The following is an 18,615-nucleotide window of genomic DNA, read 5'->3' as shown; positions in this document are numbered from 1 at the left end:
ACCCGTCTACGGTCCGGTGCATTGTGAACCGTCGAGGCCCCCGGCGAAGTAGGCCTCATTCGCCTGGACCCAGGTCGAACAGATGACCCCTCCCAAGTAGACCTGCTCGTACCGGGACTCCTCGATGAACGCCGTCACCTCGAACGGCCTGCCCTCGGGAAGCGTGACCTGCTGGACAGACGCTCGTTCCCCGTCCAAGACGGAGAGGTCGATCGAGAAGGCGCAGTACTGCCGGTCCGTATGTGCCTCGATCAGCAAGACCAATGACTCTCCGTCCGTCAGAGAGATCGAGTTGGCGGGGAAGTACGGTTGGGAGGGATCAGCGGCAGACAGGGCGCGGCTGTTCGGACTGTCCAGATCAAAATACAGTCCGATGGACTCCTCAGCACCGGCCGGCGGACTGCTGAAGAGGAGACCGTCAGAAGGAGGTCCGCACTCCGCGTTGGCCTCTGCCCCGAGGATCCGCACGCCATCGGTGCGGTTGCCGGTCAGCACGATCTGGAAGAACACCGAACCGAGGGCCGCGCCACCACGTTGTTCCAACCAGGACGTGGATTCGGCACCCATCGAGTTCAGATCGGCGAGGGCCGCGTCTCCGAAAGTGGTTCCCCGAGGAAAAGCCACGCCGTTGCCGTACAGGTCCGACCGGTACGTCGACACGCGACTGACCGCGACCGGATCGCCCGTGGAGGGAAGCGCCGGGAGGTTGTCCTCAAGAAAGCTCCCCAAGGTTCCTGTGAGCACAGTGCCCAGGGCTGCGACCACGATTCCGGCGATCCACGTGACGGGCCGCTTCCAGAACGGCTTGCGCTCTGGCGTCACGGGTTTCTCGTCATCCGTCCCAGCCATCAAGTTCCTTCGCAGGGCCGGGGAAGTCGTCTGCTCCCCTGATCGAACCAGTACAGGCCTCGTCTCCTGGAGTGTCAAGGTTCCCTGGCGGGAATCCGGGAGCGGGAGAAAACGACGAACGTGCCAATACGAGTCTGGCCCCCGCCCCGCGATGCGGGACGAGGGCCAGAAGAAGCTCCCGCGGCTGGACTCGAACCAGCAACCCTTCGATTACTGGTCCAGTTCCTGGCCTGTGGATAACGCCAGCACGCCAATCCACGTCCGTGTTCTGCTGGGCCTGAACACCCTCATGCAGCACCTGACGATAATCCTGGCCAAGGAGGAGTCATGAACCCCGTCGGAACCGAGGCAAAGACTGACCCAGACCCGATCACCGCAGCAATCGAGGCCCTTACAGCCGCTGCCAGCAGTACGCGCGTCATCGGACGAGGAACTCCGAACGAACACCGAGAGCCGGTCGACCTTGCAGAGATCGTCTGCCAGGTCATAACCACCGTGGCCGCCAACGCCGGGGGGATCGAAACCCTGTTGGCCGGCCGACCCGGATCGTGGGAAGCCGACTACGTGCGTCAAATCGTCTACAGCACCGCCGGCCACGAAGATGCCGATCTGCTGCGCTTCCGCACAGGGCCGGTGCGCCTGGTCGTGGACTTTGAAGGTACGTTCTACGACTTCGGGTTGGAAGGGATGTGGGGCCAAGAGCGCGATAAGGCGATCAAACACGAGCAGGACGACAGTCTCACTGAGGAGCAGATCGTCGAAGCTAGCGCACGCGTCGACGCCATCTATGAACTGTGGGACCGGGACCAGGCTGCCTACCGCGAGGCCTACACCGCCACAGTGCGCCAGGTACTGACTGCCCGTGGTCTCACATGCGGAGTCGAGGTCACCGAGACATCGCTTGAGGTTGCCACCCCTTGGGATCCAGTAGCCGACGAACTGGACGCCGCAGCGCGCGTGTCCACACCTCTGCCCATGACCGGACGACCCCCGGACTGGACGGAAGGTATCCCGGCCGACGCGCTGCGTCGCGCAGGGCTGACCTACACCGCCCGTGCGCTAAAAGCCCTCCGATGAACAACAGGCCATGAACTTGATACGGATGGAATAAGAAACGACTAACTCGTTCGTGGCTGATGCGACCATGAGCAAGGCTACGACAACCCAGGAGGGAACCCAACATGATCTGGCTGTACATCGCGGCTCTCGGCGCGGCCGCCGCCATATTGGTAGCCATCGCCACGCGACCGATCAGTTTCACGCTGAGCCTCATCCAGGCTGTCTCGCTTCTGGCCCTGGCGTTCGGGGTTATCGGCTGGTTCGCCATCCTTCGAGACCCTGTGTTCCTTTGGTATACCGGCGTTGGCGGCGGAACTTGGCTCCTGACGACTGTGCTTCGCTGGACCGCGTCATCCGGATCTCGTCCACTCCACAAGTGACCATATACGGCGCGTCATTCACAAGCTGAGAGCATGCGGTAGACGATGAGGTAATAATCGGGCAGTCTCGTTTCAGAACGAGGTGATCCCGAATGAATCAAGAACTGTTGGTGCCGGCCTACCGTGACTGGCTGCTCTCGCACCGCAGACCCCAGACAGTCCGCAACCGGGTCCACTACGCGACCCGACTCATCACCTGGGCGCAAGACCGGGGTGCCAGCCCCTGGGACCTCAATGTCCAGGACCTGGCCGCGTGGCTGCTCACCATCGGAAAGTCGCCCTCCACGCGCAAGAACGCCGCTGACGCGATCAGTACGTTCTACCGTTGGGCCGTCACGACCGGTCACACGGCCGCCAACCCGGCCAGGGATCTGCCGCGGATCACCGTACCGCGCGGCCTTCCTCGCCCGGCCCCGGACGGGGTTCTCCGCAAAGCCTCCGAGCGTTGCACCCGCCACATCGACCTACTCATGCTGCTGTTGGGGTCCTACGGAGGGCTACGGGTCTCGGAGATCGCTGCCCTGCACACCAATGACATCATCGGCTCCGGGCTGCGCATTACCGGCAAGGGCGGACATGTCCGGCTCGTTCCGATCCACCCCATACTCGTCGAACCGCTCAACCAAGTCAGCACCGGCTGGCTGTTCCCTTCAAGCAAGAACCCCACCGGGCACTACCTGCCGGGATCCATCGCCCAGCGCATCACGGACCTCCTCGATCCGGGCTGGTCTGCCCACACCCTGCGGCACCGGTTCGCCACCGAGTACTACGACAAGAACCCCGACCTGCTTGCCCTCCGCGATCTACTGGGCCACGCCGACGTGTCCACCACCATGATCTACACCAAGGTCAGCACAGACCGGCTCGCCGCCAGCGTCTCCGACCTCCCCGTCATCATCGATGTCCGCCGGGTGCGCGCCGGCCTCAAGCCCGTCGCCTGATTCCCAGCCCGCGGATCTCTCAGCCGACACACGCGGTGACCCAGCTGGCCGAACTTGGGACAACCGATGAAAGGACAATCCATGTCAATCCCGACAAAGTTCCCGATCAGGTTCACCTGCGGCCACATCGAGACCAAAGACCTCGCTTCGACCCTGGCCGGCAAGCGCAAGGCCAAGGCCTTCGGCCTCGGCAAGAATCTTGTCTGTTCCAAGTGCTTCCGGTCCTCCAACCGGGAAGAACGAAACCGGGAGAACCGGCAGCAGCTCATCGACGCCCAGACCTTCGACGAAGAGCACGGGCTGCCCGAACTGACTGGGTCGGACAAGCAGATCGCGTGGGCGACCCGTAACCGGGACCAGGTGCTCACCGAGATCATTGGATCCGATGAGACCGACTCGGACCGGGCCGAGGCCGACCAGGTCGTTGAAGCGGTCAAATCCCTGACGCGTGCCGGCTGGTGGTTGGACAACACCACCGACAAGGACCTCGACGTCGAGGACCTGATTGAGCTCATCACCACGGCCATCGACGAGACGGACGCCGTCATCAACGAGAACCCGTTCTGAGGACAGCATGATCACCCAGCCGGCACTATTTCCCGCGGAGGACAACGTGATCACCGTTAACGGCACCAAGGCTTGCGTGCAATGTCAGGCCGCCACCCGACTCTTGGACAAGAGGGACGCGCCCTATGAGTTCATTGACCTGGACGAGAACCCGAAGAAGCTGGCAGCGCTCCGTGCTGATGGGTTCCAGCAGATACCGGTCATTGAGTCGCCCACTGAACGGTTCACCGGGTTCGACCCGGTCCGTATCGAGAAGGCTGTCGCCGAGGTCCGCGCAGCCATTGCTACCCAGGGTGCTGTCGTGGCTGGCCCCGGGCGTGCACTGACGTGAACGACGTGGTGGCCACCGGCGCTGGAATTGAGGCGTCCGGTGGCCACCTCGATCGTTCCGCACGGGGCGACACACTCCCCGTCCTGGATTACCGAACTGTTTGTGACACACATCCCCCGTCGAATCCGAGGAGCCGGCCCATGATTGCCGCGAGCATTGTGAAACTTACCGCCAAGGTCACCCTGGTCGACCGCACCGGCACCCGCGTCCCGGCCGGGAGTCTGGAGCAGGCTATGGCACTGATCGCCGGGCGGGCGCACCAGTCCACCCCCGTGCTGGGGCTGTCCGCGCAGCACGAGACTGACCCGAGCTTCGACACTGGACCATGGGCTCTGGTCGAGGGCCATCTTGGCCCGGCACCGGAGACGGACGTCCCGGACTACTTGCTGGAATACACGGAGTGGCACCTGGACGACCAGGCCGGCCGTCTGTCCCCGGTCACCCCTGCCAGCCTGGACACCATCGGCCAAGCCGTGGCCACCAGAGCCGGCCACGACGTCACCATCACCAGCGACCTGCCCGGTGTCCGCACCCACCGCTACGCCCCGGCCACGGACACCACCGCGGACAGCGACGTGGCCTCAGCCGTGGCCCACGACGCCGCAACAGGCGACCCATCCTGGGTGCCGCACCTTGACCAGGACCTCCCGGGCACGGTGGACGCGGACCGGCCGATGTCGACCGCACAGGCCTTCGCGACCCGCACACAGACCCGTCGACAGGCCCTCGGCCCGGCGCGGACCGGGTGGCGAGGAACACTCAATAATGCCGTGGGTCTGTCCATCGCTCCCGGAAGGGGCGAGCAGCACACCCGGCATCTGCACACCACTATCCAGAAGGGCCTGGCCGGGCACCGCACCGCCGTCGTGGTAAACATCAAGGGCGGAGCATCCAAGACCACGGCCACCTACCTGCTCGGGGCCACCCTTGGGCGCGTCCGCGGAGGCATGGTGCTGGCCTGGGACAACAACGAGAACTCCGGGAACCTGGCAGACCGCGCACTGCCCGCCGCCCACTCCCATACTGCACTGGACTTGCTGGACCGGATCGCGGACTTCACGACCCCCGAGCACGCCGACCGGCTTGCCGGCTATGTCCGCCCCCAGGGGGACAACAAGTTCCACGTCCTGGCATCCCAAAACGAAGCCGGCAACACCGAAGTCATCGACGCCGAAGCCTTCCGTACCATGCACGCCGCTCTGCGCCAGTTCTACGGCCTGGCCCTCGTGGACACCGGGAACGCCTCCACGGCACCCACCTGGCAGGCCGCCATCGACGTCGCGGATGTGCTGGTCATTGCGATTGCCAACAAGGAAGATGCCGCCCGGCGGGCTTTCACCACCATCGATGCCCTGCGCAACCAGGGGCACGGGGACAAACTGGACAACGCGGTGGCGATCATCACCCAGCCACGCACCGCATCACCGCAGCGGCTGAAGGACATCACCGACACCCTCGAGGGCCTAGTGCGGGCCGTTACGGTCATTCCCTTCGACCGGGCCCTGGACGACGGCGGCCAGATCGTCTGGGAATCACTCTCAAACTCCACCCGACAGGCCTACCTGCAGGCCACCGCCCACGTCATCGAGGGAATGTAGCTCCAATGCCGTACAAGACCGCCGCCGGTGCCGGATGCCTGGGGGCAGCCCTGCTGGGCCTGGTCCTCAGCACCGTCCTGCTGCTACTGACGCTCTCGATGTTTGAAGGCCCGGCTTCAGCCGGCGGGGTCTGCCGACCGGAAACCGGCGACGAGTCCATACCGGGGGAGTATCGACAGGCCATCGCGGAGGCCTCGGCCCATTCCGGGATCCCCTCCAGTGTCCTGGCCGCTCAGATCGATCAGGAATCAGGGTGGAACCCGGAGGCGGTCTCGCCGGCCGGCGCACAAGGCATCGCGCAGTTCATGCCCGCCACGTGGGCTCAATGGGGTAACGGGGCAGACCCCTTCGACCCCCACGCCGCCATCGAAGCCCAGGGCCGGTACATGAAGCATCTCTACGACCAGATGTCTTCGTTGTCCGGTGATGGGAACGAGGCGATCCGTCTGACCCTGGCGGCGTACAACGCCGGACCCGGAGCCGTCCTGGCGCACAACGGCATTCCCCCGTTCCAGGAGACTCAGCAGTACGTCCAGACGATCACTACTGCTGCCGGGGGGACCGGTGGGGCCGATGCCTGTAACAGTCTTGGCGAAATCAGCATCGACGGGGTGGGCGAAGACGACTACCCGTACCGAGAGCCAGTCGGAGTCGACGGCTGGGGCCATGCCCGCAGCGCCTTCGGCCACACCCAGCGACAGTGCACCGACTTCGTGATGTGGCGCATCAACCAGGCCATGGGATGGCCCCCCGATCAGGGCGGCCAACCCCCGTTCACCTTCGCTAGCCTTGGCGTCGGCTACGGGCCCGGCCAATCCGGGGCTGGATCCTGGAAAGACATCCTCACCCAAGTCGACGGAGTAAGCGTCCACACCAGCGATCCCCGCCCCGGAGACATCGCCTGGTGGGGCTACGTCGACATCGGAGGCGGCTACGGACACGTCGGCTTCGTCGCAGCCGTCCAAGGCGACAACGCCATCATCGAGCACTACAACCTCGACACCCCCAACACCTACTCGGTGACCCGAACGCCCATCAGCGAGGTCCCTGGATACATCCGCCTACCCGCCACCACCCAGGACTAATCCACTCATGCGCTCAGCCCGCTTCACCATCGCCCTCGTCGCCGTCATCACCGTCGTCACCATCTTGATCGTGGGGATCGTCGCCCTCTTCAGCCGACCGCTGGCCCCCCATGTCGCAGGCCCCACCGACGCGTCCGTGACAACAGCGGCCCCCTCGTCCTCCCCGTCCACCACCGAAACAAGCTCAGCGTGGCAAGCCGCCACCCCAGCGACGACCGCGCCGCCGGCAACGCCTACGGCAGCCCCGACCGCAGCGCTGAAGCGTAAAGGGCTCAGTGCCGATGAGCTGGTGAACACGGCGGCCGAGGTGATGACCACCTGGGACACCACCACCGATATCTCACCCACCGACGGATACCGCCGAGCGTTGCCACTGTTCGTGGACGAGTACAAGAGCATCTTCGTCACCCCCGCCAAACCCGTTCTGCCCGAAGACTGGTGGGAAGCCGCCGAACACGACGCGACCAGCAGACCCGAAGTGCAGGTCACCGACACCTACCCCCAGGGCGACACCACGACCTACTATGTCGTCGCCTCCTGGACCTGGCAGAACGATCACGGATGGACACTGACCCCTGAACCGAAGTACATGACCTTCCAAGTCACCAAGGACAAAACCGGCTACGTCATCCAGAACTGGACGGACCAACAGCTTCAATAGCACCCTTACCCACACCGGCCGAAGGACCACCATGACAAACGACCAGCATCGCGCAAACGACCTCGCTCAACATTTGTCGTGGCTACTGACCGTCAACGATGTCGGCGACACCCCGCAGCAATTCTTCGAGCAATGGTCACGTGACCAGTGGCATTCCGTCATAGAAGTTCGCAATGCCGTAGCCAGACCTCCACTCTCGGGCTCCCACACTGGTGACTACCTCAACCCAACTGCCGTCGTGCCTGAGTGGTTGCGCAGCGAACTCAACCGGACCTGGTTCATACACCCAGGATCCGACCCGGTACCCCGCTGGGCCACCAGCATCGACCATCGCATCGACTGGTTCGCTCTAGCCGACAAACACCCAGAACTGACCGTGGGCAACCCCTACACCCAACTGATCACGCCGACGATGATGCGTGAGGCCACGGTCCTAGCTTGGTCGAAGGCTGCAGAAGTCATCACCCACGCCTACTTGGAGCCAGGCCGGGAGCCCGGCACCATTCACTGCGCAATCAACGCCCTGTACGTATGCTCCGAGCACGCCCCCACCGTGATCGTCGACATCGCAGACATCTTTGGCGGACTTCCTCCCGAGCCTGTCTGCGGAACGCAAGCGCCCCTCGACGCGTCAGCTGCTACCAATCCCGACGGTGTTTACTTCGGTTGGACATGGTGCAACATGCCGCTACCGGTCGACTTCTAATTCCAAGACAGGGGCGATCGCCACGAATGAGGGCATGGTCATCACACCGTCGGTGATGGCTGGGTCGGAAGGGCCACAGTCCGATCCATCAGGCCCTGGCCCGGTACTGTCCGTGGTCGTGGATCCGGATGAGTTCCCAGCGCCCGGAGTATTCATAGTGCTGTACGTCGATTGTGTGCAGGGGTGTCCGAGGAGCCAGCTGCACCTGAAGTCGCCACACTTCGTGATCCACAATGCCGGCGCCTCTACCTCGTTCGATGCGGTGTTCCTCGATCCACCATTTGCGCCTCTCAAACCAGCGAACAGGCTGGGCGGCCACCGAGAAGGTGCAGCCGTCCAACTCTATGCGGAGCGGGGTCCCATCGGTGGCCAACCGGACTGCGATCGATCTTGTTGTTGTTCCCATTCTTCCTGCTCTGGTTGATGTGTACGGTGCTATCCCCGCTTTCTGGGAAGAAGGGATAAGCCGGTGAGTGGTGGGTAGCACCATGGCTGAACCTATGGGGTGCCACCGACGGGATAAGCGAGAGCAAGGGGATCTTCATGACGAGGACGATCTGGGATGAGTCGTTGAAGAAATTGGAATGATGCTGCCGCGGTCCTTGGTCGGCAGTTGAGCCGGGCGCAGGATCACCGCGTCCACGGAGTTGGTCTGGGCCTGGATCTTGGTCATCGGGGTCTCTTGTGACGGAAGGGGAAAGGAGCGGGAGAAGCCAGGTCCAGTGGCCTCCCTGGGAGAAGGGACACCGGACCTGGGGTTCGGTGTGCCGGTCAGCTGGTCGGTTCGGCGACGGGGCCGACCCATAGGGTTTTGATGTTGGTGAACTCGCAGATGCCGTAGGAGCCCAGTTGCAGACATGGTGTGGAAGTCCCGGGAGTGAATCCGGGGCGGCCAGAGACCGCCTATAACCCGAAGGACTCAACATGTCGAACAACACGGGCTCCGCACAGCGCCTCCCCTGGTGGCTAGCGCCTTGCCTACTGCCCACCATCTACCGAGCAGAGTGGGCAAAGATCCGCAGGCCTGAGCGCGGAGGGCGGGCGGCCCGGACTTTTCTCGGCAACTGAACCCTGGGGATACTGGCCGGTGCTGTGTTGCTCGGAGTCGGCCTGTTTCTCGAGGGCGAATGGCCGATCGCTGGGGGGAGTGTGGCTGACAGTCGTGTCTATTCCCCTCCCCATAATCAGCGCACTGGTCCTTCCTAGCTGGCGCCTTTGGGTGGACCGTGATCGGGGAACGGCCTTGCTTGCGAGCTCCCGAGGAATTTTGGGCGGGTTCTGGTCAGTGAACGACGGTGGGCTCGAACTGGCCATGGAAGTCCTGGTTAGAGTGCTCGATCGCCGCGGCCGCGCGAGCTACAAGCCCCGGTCCGAGCGTCACGCTCGCGCCTATGAGGCAGCGGTGAAACGCCTCGGAGCGCGATCGACACCGAGAAGCGACAAGAAGCCCTCGGTTGGTGGGACGTGCGCCGAGACCGCTAATCGCTACCCCGACGCAGGTTCATGAGACGCCAGCCGTCGGGGACTTGATCGCGCAGGCCGGCTACGGCCTTCTCGTAGGTCTCGGCTTCCATGGATAGCTCCCGGACCTGGGATGGCGCGCTTCCGGACATGTCCTCCGGGAGCTGTTCGATGTGGCCGATGATCTTCACCCCGCCAGCATATGTTGCCCTGAGTGGAAGATCCCGTCGTGGCTCGTCGACCCAGTCGTCACAGAAAAGAGAATCATCCTCTTGAGGGAAACCTGTCATCATGATTGCCGCGCGCTCCGAGCAGTAACCATCAGAGGGGAGGGATAGGTCGACTACTAACGCCCGTACTTGGAGCAGGTGCCTAGGCTAGATTCCTTCTATGAGGTGCGAATGAATACACACAACTTCGGAACGTTGCGCGGCGCTGTCATCGACGCATCGCTATCGGATAACTGGTCGGACGCCGTCGAAGAGTGGCAAGTAGTCGGCGTTGAGGAAGACCAGCGCCGGACCGGAATCTGCGTCTGCGGCAAGACCGGACTTCTCTATCTCTACACAATTTTTAACCGGCAAACTCAGCAGTCTCTGGTTCCGATCGGAAGTCAGTGCATCCGCCTATTTGAGGTCGATGAGCTAAACACCAGCGTTAACGTGCTCGAGCAGCTCTTGAAGCTGCGAGCTGCATACGCCGCCGGCGATCGCGTTGATCTCACGAGCGAGTACTTCTCACGAGGGGTGCTCGCCTACCTGTGGGAGAACGGAGCATTTCCTGCGAACAAGTTCAATCGGGCGAACGGAGACAATGACTACAAGTTCCTTCTTGATGGGTTCAACCAGCGGCATGAGTTGACTGAGAACGAAAAACGTAAGGTCTGGGTGCTGGTGAACAAAACCATTAAGCCCTTCGTGATGACGGACGAACGCTTGGGGTAGGTATTCGAAGGCCAAGAACTGCTCTTTGCCAGATTCGGAGAGATGATCCCAGAAAGCCGCGTCTTCTAGCTTGATCTGCCCTCTTGCCTCTTGACGTCAAGGGCGCGCAAATTCGAGGTCTTCTCTGCCGACAGCTTTCAAGTATTCATCTCCGGCATCCGCGACCTGAGTGAGGTCCTCAGCGTTTACGCCGTCTGGCGTCAGGTTGGCCAGTTCTAGCATGCCCACCCACGCCTCAAGGGCTGCGATTTCCACGCTTCCCGAGCACCCCACTGGGCTCTTGTGCTGCTGAGCTGAATCCTCGTCGCTCTCACTTTCGAGAACCATCTTGAGGAGTCCGTATGCCATAGAGCGCTCATCTTCCGTGGCGCCGTTGACATAGTCATCCCAAAAACTGACGAAGGCTCCAGCGTGCTCGACCGACTGACATGCCGGCCGTGACACCTCCTCGCTCTCGCCGGCGTCACCTTCGGCACTTTCTTCTGGTTCTGGTGTTTCGCTTTCCGTGTCACCAAGATGGAGAATCGCTCCACCGATCACAGGCTGCAAGTTCTCTAGGTCATAATCTGACTGGCCAAAGACCCAACTTCCACCGTCGAGTACCGCTGCGCTTCCTTCCGCTTCCTGAACGTCTTCCTCGTATCCGTTCAGGAAGACTTGATGGTCAACAGAATTATCGAACGTTAAAAACAGCTCAGTCTCTTCAGCACCGCAGTAAACAGCACTACGAATATGAGATAGCAGCTCTGTCCTGAGGTCCATCAAGCATGTTTCGCTGGTCGCTTCCTCCCAGGAAGCAACCAGCGCATCCAATTCAATGTCGGCGTCGTCTCGCAGAACTTCGGTGTTCTGTGCAGTCGCAGATGTCGCAGGGGAGGAATCCGACGTCCCTGCGGACCTCACATCGGCGGCGCATCCCGTGAGAAGGAGGACCATTGCAGCAGCCACGGTCAGCGTTATAGAGGGGATTCTGGACAAGGCCATGGCTCCTGTTTGAAGTTGCTTGAACACTCTAATAATGACACGAGATGCTGTTCTGACTAGATACATCACGAAAACGCCCGATATGTTTGGGGACGGTCGGTTGACCGCAGACCAAAGCAGCCACTATGTCGACCGGCACGGCAATGGCGCATAGGCGAAAACCGTTGCAATAGCGGTTGCCCTGCGGGTGGTGTCGGTCGCGTCCTAGCGACACCACATGACGCCCATCGATCACCCGTGTCCCCCGAGGGTGATAGTCAACGGATAGCGAAGTGACATCCGTTTGATATCGCTCTAGTCGTCGCTTCAAACCCGGTGGCATTCTCAGGGCAGTGATTCGTCAATTACCTGCCGGCTATCGGCTTCCCGCTCCTCTAGTAGTTTCTGAAGATCCTTATTGATCTTCATTCCAGCGATGATTGCGAGAACGAGGAAGAGTGCTAATGAGGGCCCCCATGTCACGAGGCCTTCAGGAGCCGACTCCAGTAATTGGGCGGTTGGATCAAGGATGGCTGCACCTGCTCGGCCGAGGGCTGCAAAGCCCAGGAGTACCGAAGCGAAGCGCAGGGTGAGCAGGGATCGGAGGTCGTGTCTAGGTTTGCCGTCCGGAGCCCGGTAGGCAATTCCCAGGCCAATTACAGCGAGGGTTAGATCGACAATGAACACCGTGAAGTCGCTCCATCCGGGGGGCCACACGGCGAGGACTACCGTCGGCGCAACGCAGAGCAGGGCCGCCACAACTACGACGCATACCACGAGGACACCCGAGGCCTTGTGTCTGATTTTCCGCCCGCCGGCCGAAGCCATTTCTTTCGCTTTGAGCGTTCCGGCAGACGGCGCCGCGGCTTGATCCTTGGGAGGATCGGTATCCGGCCGCTCCGTTTCGGCGACTGCTCTTGATTGATTCATTTGCTCAGGATGCCACGCGCGCTTGTTGGGCGTGCTCCACGGTCATATCGGCAGTCCTCGATGACGGGGGCTGTTGTGGTCTTTGAGGCACCGCTCAAGCGACTAGGGCAGCGTCTCGTTGTCAAGGCGTCCATAAACGACCGTTTGTCGACGCATTGTTTTGACACGCGGCTGTGAGCCCCTGATGTGGTCACAAACCAAGTACGAAATATGTATGCTCGCCCCGAGGGTCTGAGACGGATTCTGACCCGATAGGAGGGCGCATGAACCGGCCGGAACGACTGGTGGACGCCGAGGAACCGATTCTTGTTCCCGAGGGTGTGTCCCTGGGGTACGCCAGGGTGTCGACCGCGGAGCAGAGCCTGGTGTCCCAGCGACAGCAATTGCTGGCCGCTGGTTGCTATGAGGTGTACGCGGATCAGGGCAAGTCCGGGGCGACGATGGTTCGCCCGGAGTTGGAGCAGTGCCTACGGGCGCTGCAGCCGGGAAACACTCTGGTGGTCACCAAGCTCGACCGCTTAGGCAGGACCGTGCGCGGCCTGGTGGAACTGCTGGACTCGCTCAAGGAGCGCGGCGTCGCATTCCGCTCCTTGTCCGAGGGCGTCGACACCACGACCCCACAGGGCCGGCTGATGTTCAACATCATCGCCTCGGTAGCGGAAATGGAGCGGGAGCTGATCCGCGAACGCACCATGGCCGGACTGGCCGCAGCTTCAGGCAAGGGCGGCCGGCCCATGCGTCTGCAACCTCATGATGTGCGCGAGGCGCGACGGCTCCGCGAAGACAAACAGTGGTCACTGGACCGGATCGCCACCAAGTTCAAAGTCAGTCGGTCCACCGTGATCCGCGCCCTGCGCCAGGATGGCCTGGCCGGGGATGGATACGCCGACGACAACCCTGATTCCTCATCCGGAACTCGCGGAGGTTCGCAATGAACAAGTACGGCAAGCACGCACAGGAGACCTGGAAGATACTCGCCCCGACCCAGTACGCCCAGATCCCGGACCCTGAGGCGTACTTCACGACGCTGGGGGAGGACGCAGAGACCAGCGTGGGGGATCTTTTGGTCCAGATCGCCGGCCCGGACCCGAAGGGCGAGACCTGCCTTCAGGAGGTCGGGCGGCTGAACGCGGCGAGGGCGCAGGCAGAGGAGATCGTTGGGGCCGAGATGCTGACACCTCAGGATCAGGACTCAACGGACGAGGACGAGGACTCGGAGGACGAGCCCAGCCCGATCAGCATCGACCTAAAGTTCATGCGGGAGTTTCGGCCGCTGCACCGGGAGTTGGTGGAGGAGCTGAACCAGATCGAGTTGGACCGCGATCGGCCGGACCTGTCCCGGTAGTCGAGGCAGTGACGCCCGCAGAATCTGGTGAGACGTCCCTGCCCTCCGGTGCCCGTCTCGGAAGGAAGGGAATGCCGAACCTTCGAGGCCGGACCGGGCACCCCTTAGCTCGGCTTTGAGTCGTGATCTGGCACCTCGGGTTGCATGGGTGTTTCTAGGCTCAGGTGATCCAAATGGATCAGGTGCACCAGCCAGGGGAGTGTCCGGGGTTGTCCAGAAGTCAGTCCGCACTCCACCGAGATAGGTCTACCGGTTCGCGTGTCTCCCCAGTCGAGGCAAAGTCTGCGCAGGAATGCACAGCAATCACCGTCTCCGACTGAGTGCTGAACGCGACTTGCGCCTTCAAGTCGATTGGCGCGGACATGGCAGCACCCCTGCCCTGCCCGAAGCCCGTCATTACTGACCCGCCCACCGATCTGCTCGACGAGCAGATCGGTCATTCAGTCATCACACCTCTGGCACCAAGGTGCACTCTCAGACATTGTGTCCGGGTTTCTGACATACGCGAACCCCAGCCGGCGACGAACTCGGGGCATGGAAAACACCGTGCGCCGGTGCCAGAACTGCACCCAACCGCTGCCTGGGGGCGCCCGGGCGAACCGTCGCTATTGCGACGAGGACTGCCGCCGCCAGGCTTACGGCCAGCCCGCTGCGCCGGTTGGGCGGCGGTGCGAGAGCTGCGGGAAGCGGCTGCCGAAGGGCAGCCGGAAGAACAAGCGGTTCTGCGATGCGGCCTGCCAGAAGGCCGGCTCCCGTTGCCGGACCCGTCCGGCTGCGACCACCAGCAAGAGGGCGACCGCACGGGACCTGTTGGCCGTCGTGTCCGCCCAGCTGGTCCAGACCGAGACGGCACTGGCCCAGAGCCGTGGCCGCCTCTGGGCTCGTGACCGCGAGATCGCCCGGCTGCGCGCCGAGTTGGCAAAGGCGCGGCGGTCAGCGACCAGGGCCCTGGTTAGCCAAGCCAACGACTCGGCCGGTGTCCGGGAACGGTTGGCCACGGTCAGTAGGGAGTTGTCCGCGCTGCGCCGGAACTGGTCGGCCACGGCCGAGGCTCGGATGGCCACGGCAGAGGTGACCGGCCTGCGCCAACAGCTGGCCACCCTGCAAGACGAATACGGCCAGCTGGCCGCCCGGTACCAGGAGCTGTCCGAGGCCGCCGAGCTGGCCGCAACCGAACGCCAGCAACTCCAAGGCCTGGTCCGTCAGTGGGACACCTTGTGCAAGCGGCTCTACAAGGCCACTGGTAGCCAGCCGGCCGCCGCCGTTGACAGGGACATCCTGGCCACCTGGACCCGGTTCCGGCAGGCCGTGACCACCCCGACCGGCAACCGTGGCCGAGCCCCGGTGACCGGACAGGCGGCCACGGTCGGGGGTGTCCGGTGACTGTTTCGATTTCAAAGATGTCCATCGCCTATTACCTAGACTCTGTGGCCACCGGCGACCACCGCCACCACGGACGCCAAGACCTGACCGCCTATTACACCGAGGCCAAGGCCCCGGCTGGACGCTGGGTCGGCTCCGGGCTGGCTGGCACCTCCCTGACGGCTGGCCAAGAGGTCACCCGCGTGGATGCGGTGATGCTCTACGAACAAGCCCGCGACCCGGACACCGGGCATCTGCTGGGCCGGGCCCCGATAGCCAGCCAGATGACCCCGGCGGATGCGAAGACCCCCATTGGGCGGGCGGCCAAGGCCACCCGGGAGGCGGTGGCCGGTTTCGACCTGACCTTCTCTGTACCCAAGTCCGTGTCCGCCCTGTGGGCCGTGGCCGGACCGGCGCTGCAGGGCCAGATCCAGCAGACCCACGAGCAGGCGATGAACGAGACCTTGGCCTGGGTCGAGGCCAACGTCCTGCAATCCCGGGCCGGACACGGTGGGGTTGCGCATGTGCCGGTGGCCGGGCTGGTGGCCAGCCAGTTCGACCACTGGGACTCCCGGGCCGGAGACCCGCAACTGCACACCCACACCGTGATCTCCAACCGGGTCCAACGGGTCCTGGACGGCCAGTGGGCCACCCTGGACAGCTATACCTTGCACCGGCACGTGGTGGCCATCTCCGAGACCTATAACTCGCTGCTGTTCGACCGGCTCCACCAGCAGATCGGCGCCCTGCCTGAGTCCCACTCCGAGGACGGCCAGCAACTGGCCGATGCCCTGTCCATGGCCACCGCCGAGGAGGTGTCCGCCCAGCCGGACACCATCGGCCACCGGGTCGAGCTGGCCGGGGTCCCGGACAGCCTGATCGAGGAGTTCTCCACCCGGAGCAGGGCCATTGAGGCTCGCACCGACGAACTCGTGGCTGACTGGACCACTACCCACGGCCAGCGACCCCCGGCCGCCATTCTGCTGCAACTGCGCCAGCAGGCCACCCTGGAAACCCGCACTCCGAAGCAGGACCAGTCCCTGTCGCTGGCGGAGAAGATGGTCGGCTGGCGGGAACGGTCCCTGGCCACCGGCCACGACCCGGCGACCGTGGTGGCCAACGCCGTCGGCCACTCCGACACCACCATCACCGGCGACCAGCTCACGGACGACGTGATCCATCAGCTGGCCGGTTGGACGTTGGCCGACGCGGCCACCCGGCGGGCCACCTTCACCCGGGCCAACGTGACCGCCTCGGCCGAACGCATCACCCGCCTGGTCCGCTACCGCACCGCCGCCGACCGGCACGCGGCCACCGACCGGCTCGTGGACTCCGCCGTTGCCCAGGCCGTGCAGCTGACCCCGACCCGCTCCATCGCCCCGGACACCGAGGACCCGGCCGTCGCCCACCACGGCCAATCCGTGTTCGACCATCAACGCAAAGCCGGACTGTGGACCACACGGCAGGTCATCGACGACGAGGCCTACCTCATCGGTCGGGCCACCGAGGCGGCCGGACCGCACCTGGACCCGGACACCATCACCGAACAGGTCGCGCAGGTGACCACCAGCGCCAGCCACCCGCTGAGCCGAGACCAAGCCGAAGCCACCGCAGCCGTGCTGTCCTCCCCGAGGGCGGTGCAGGCAATCATCGGCCCGGCCGGAACCGGCAAGACCACCACCATGGCCGCCGTCGCCCAGCTGTGGTCGGAAACCCACGGGCCGTCCTCCGTGGTGGGTTTGGCCCCCTCGGCGGTGGCCGCTGGGGTTCTCGGGGACGAGCTCGGGGTGGTCACCGAGAACACCACCAAGTGGCTATACGAGTCCGTCGGGGATGGGGCCGCCCGCCGCGCCCAGCGCGTCCAGCAACTTTCCAATCGGCTGCACCAACTCCAGGCCCGCCGCACCAGCGACCGCACCGCCGCCAGCATTGAACGCCTGGCTGCGAAGCTGGCCGAACAGCACGCCGCCCAGGCCCGCTACACCCTGGCCGAGAACCAGCTGCTGATCGTGGACGAGGCCTCCATGGTCTCCACCGCCCAGCTGGCCGAACTGGCCCGCCAGGCCGAGGCCACTGGGGCCAAGGTCCTGCTGGTGGGGGACCCGGCCCAGCTGGAAGCCGTGGACGCCGGCGGATTCTTGGGCTGGATGGACCGCAAGGCCGCATCGGAGCGCTTGGACATGGTGTGGCGATTCCGGAACGAGTGGGAACGGGAGGCCTCCCTACGCCTGCGCACCGGAGACCCCACCGTGCTCAACGAGTACGCCGCCAACGACCGGATCCACGGGGCACCCGGGGAGGACGCTGCCGACTCCGCCTATTCGGCGTGGTTGGCCGACAAACGGGCCGGGCTCTCCACCATCCTCATCGCCTCGGACAACGCCACCGTGGCCGATCTGAACACCCGCGCCCAGGCCGACCTCGTGACCAGTGGCGACGTGGACGTCGAGCAGACCGTCACCCTGCGTGGGGAGGCCACCGCCGGGGCCGGGGATTTGGTGCTGGCCCGGCGCAACGACCGGTCCCTGCGCGATGAGACCGGGGCGTTCATCGCCAACGGCACCCGGCTGACCCTGACCGGGATCAACCCGGACGGATCCGCGACCGCACGCAACGAGACCACCGGGGGAGTGCTCACCCTGGACCCGGACTACCTCGCCAGTTCCACCGAACTCGGGTACGCGACCACTGCGCACCGTTCCCAGGGCGTCACCGTGTATTCTGCCCACGCCGTGGTCAGCGCCGGACTGTCCCGCGAGTTGTTCTACGTGGCCATGACCCGCGGCCGCCAGGCCAACCACGCCTACGTCGACTTCGGGGCCGACCACGAGGCGCACTCTCCGGACGAGTGGGGCCTGCTCACCGAGACCCCACCGGCCGAGCGTCCGGTGACTGTCCTCGAGGGCGTGCTCAAACGGGAATCCGCCGAGCACACCGCCCACGAGGTCCGCGACGCCCAACGGGCCTGGTCCAATGACCTGGGCCGGATGGTCCACGAACTGGATTACCTCAAGTGGGCCGCCCGCTCGGCCCGCACCCACGAATGGGTGCAGGACGCCTACGGGGACGACCCGGAGACGGTGGCCCGGTTGAGCGAAGCCGCGACCTGGCCGCAGCTGGTCAGGGCCGACCCTTCCCTCCACCACCAGGGCGAGACCCGTGCCGAGGATGCCGTGCCGGAGATCCTGGCTCGCTGCACCTCACGCACCGAGGAACCAGCCCTGGCCGCGCCTGAGCATCCGCCCGCCAGTCAGCGAGAGGTCACCGCAGACCTGGTGGCCCGGATTCACCGGGAGCTCGACGGCCGACTGGATCGGATCGATGTATAGACGGGGTTCTCGGTAGCGGGTGTGTAGCGATCGGGTAGCAGTCGGGTAGGGATCCGGTAGCGCACCGGGTGGGGTTCTTCGGAGGATGTCTTTCATCTACAGCA

General features: G+C 64.1%; 19 protein-coding genes. 14 read left to right on the top strand and 5 right to left on the bottom strand.

Going from position 1 to position 18,615, the window contains the following annotated elements:
- Positions 1-6 precede the first annotated feature (6 nt).
- On the bottom strand, positions 7-849 hold the full coding sequence (locus ACSU1G_RS19590; RefSeq protein WP_439281666.1) for a hypothetical protein: 843 nt from the start codon (positions 847-849) through the stop codon (positions 7-9).
- 327 nt (positions 850-1,176) lie between these two features.
- On the opposite strand from ACSU1G_RS19590, the gene ACSU1G_RS19585 reads away from it, so the two are divergent.
- The 9 genes from ACSU1G_RS19585 (at position 1,177) to ACSU1G_RS19545 (ending at position 8,177) form a co-directional block, all read left to right on the top strand.
- Entirely contained in the window at positions 1,177-1,926 is a 750-nt protein-coding gene (locus ACSU1G_RS19585) for a hypothetical protein (RefSeq protein WP_439281665.1), read from the top strand.
- 104 nt (positions 1,927-2,030) lie between these two features.
- Positions 2,031-2,288, top strand: a complete 258-nt coding sequence (locus ACSU1G_RS19580) for a hypothetical protein (RefSeq protein WP_439281664.1) — start codon at positions 2,031-2,033, stop codon at positions 2,286-2,288.
- 92 nt (positions 2,289-2,380) lie between these two features.
- Positions 2,381-3,229 (top strand): tyrosine-type recombinase/integrase, encoded by an 849-nt coding sequence (locus tag ACSU1G_RS19575; RefSeq protein ID WP_439281663.1) that lies wholly within the window; start codon positions 2,381-2,383, stop codon positions 3,227-3,229.
- 81 nt (positions 3,230-3,310) lie between these two features.
- Positions 3,311-3,796, top strand: coding sequence for a hypothetical protein (locus ACSU1G_RS19570; RefSeq protein WP_439281662.1), 486 nt, complete (start codon positions 3,311-3,313; stop codon positions 3,794-3,796).
- A gap of 7 nt (positions 3,797-3,803) precedes the next feature.
- Complete coding sequence (locus ACSU1G_RS19565) at positions 3,804-4,127, top strand: glutaredoxin domain-containing protein (RefSeq protein WP_439281661.1); 324 nt, start codon at positions 3,804-3,806, stop codon at positions 4,125-4,127.
- Positions 4,128-4,267: 140 nt separating this feature from the next.
- The gene (locus tag ACSU1G_RS19560; RefSeq protein ID WP_439281660.1) at positions 4,268-5,725 is read left to right on the top strand and encodes a MinD/ParA family ATP-binding protein; all 1,458 of its coding nucleotides are present in this window, start codon (positions 4,268-4,270) and stop codon (positions 5,723-5,725) included.
- 5 nt (positions 5,726-5,730) lie between these two features.
- Positions 5,731-6,810 (top strand): transglycosylase SLT domain-containing protein, encoded by a 1,080-nt coding sequence (locus ACSU1G_RS19555; protein ID WP_439281659.1) that lies wholly within the window; start codon positions 5,731-5,733, stop codon positions 6,808-6,810.
- 7 nt (positions 6,811-6,817) lie between these two features.
- Complete coding sequence (locus tag ACSU1G_RS19550; RefSeq protein ID WP_439281658.1) at positions 6,818-7,471, top strand: hypothetical protein; 654 nt, start codon at positions 6,818-6,820, stop codon at positions 7,469-7,471.
- 31 nt (positions 7,472-7,502) lie between these two features.
- The gene (locus ACSU1G_RS19545) at positions 7,503-8,177 is read left to right on the top strand and encodes a hypothetical protein (RefSeq protein ID WP_439281657.1); all 675 of its coding nucleotides are present in this window, start codon (positions 7,503-7,505) and stop codon (positions 8,175-8,177) included.
- 541 nt (positions 8,178-8,718) lie between these two features.
- On the opposite strand, the gene ACSU1G_RS19540 is transcribed toward ACSU1G_RS19545, so the two are convergent.
- The gene (locus ACSU1G_RS19540; protein WP_439281656.1) at positions 8,719-8,850 is read right to left on the bottom strand and encodes a hypothetical protein; all 132 of its coding nucleotides are present in this window, start codon (positions 8,848-8,850) and stop codon (positions 8,719-8,721) included.
- A gap of 805 nt (positions 8,851-9,655) precedes the next feature.
- On the bottom strand, positions 9,656-9,829 hold the full coding sequence (locus ACSU1G_RS19535; RefSeq protein WP_439281654.1) for a hypothetical protein: 174 nt from the start codon (positions 9,827-9,829) through the stop codon (positions 9,656-9,658).
- Between the two features lie 210 nt (positions 9,830-10,039).
- Here ACSU1G_RS19535 and ACSU1G_RS19530 point away from each other — a divergent pair, with 210 nt between their 5' ends.
- Positions 10,040-10,582 (top strand): hypothetical protein, encoded by a 543-nt coding sequence (locus tag ACSU1G_RS19530; RefSeq protein WP_439281653.1) that lies wholly within the window; start codon positions 10,040-10,042, stop codon positions 10,580-10,582.
- 96 nt (positions 10,583-10,678) lie between these two features.
- On the opposite strand, the gene ACSU1G_RS19525 is transcribed toward ACSU1G_RS19530, so the two are convergent.
- Together ACSU1G_RS19525 and ACSU1G_RS19520 are read right to left on the bottom strand one after the other, a co-directional pair.
- Positions 10,679-11,593 (bottom strand): hypothetical protein, encoded by a 915-nt coding sequence (locus ACSU1G_RS19525; protein WP_439281652.1) that lies wholly within the window; start codon positions 11,591-11,593, stop codon positions 10,679-10,681.
- A 297-nt stretch (positions 11,594-11,890) separates the two neighbouring features.
- Entirely contained in the window at positions 11,891-12,475 is a 585-nt protein-coding gene (locus ACSU1G_RS19520) for a hypothetical protein (RefSeq protein WP_439281651.1), read from the bottom strand.
- Positions 12,476-12,738: 263 nt separating this feature from the next.
- Here ACSU1G_RS19520 and ACSU1G_RS19515 point away from each other — a divergent pair, with 263 nt between their 5' ends.
- From ACSU1G_RS19515 to mobF, 4 genes are all read left to right on the top strand, one after another.
- Positions 12,739-13,410, top strand: coding sequence for a recombinase family protein (locus ACSU1G_RS19515; RefSeq protein WP_439281650.1), 672 nt, complete (start codon positions 12,739-12,741; stop codon positions 13,408-13,410).
- Positions 13,407-13,820, top strand: coding sequence for a TnpV protein (locus ACSU1G_RS19510; protein ID WP_439281649.1), 414 nt, complete (start codon positions 13,407-13,409; stop codon positions 13,818-13,820). The genes ACSU1G_RS19515 and ACSU1G_RS19510 overlap by 4 nt, the downstream gene beginning before the upstream one ends.
- 534 nt (positions 13,821-14,354) lie before the next feature.
- Positions 14,355-15,203 (top strand): hypothetical protein, encoded by an 849-nt coding sequence (locus tag ACSU1G_RS19505; RefSeq protein ID WP_439281648.1) that lies wholly within the window; start codon positions 14,355-14,357, stop codon positions 15,201-15,203.
- 17 nt (positions 15,204-15,220) lie between these two features.
- Positions 15,221-18,511 carry a MobF family relaxase gene (gene mobF / locus ACSU1G_RS19500; protein ID WP_439281647.1) on the top strand — a complete coding sequence of 1,097 codons (3,291 nt, stop codon included), beginning with the start codon at positions 15,221-15,223 and terminating at the stop codon, positions 18,509-18,511.
- Positions 18,512-18,615: the final 104 nt, after the last annotated feature.

The sequence above is a fragment of the Microbacterium sp. A93 genome (assembly GCF_051842835.1).
The sequence above is the reverse complement of the archived record's forward strand: the minus strand, read 5'-3'. Positions and strand labels throughout refer to the sequence as shown.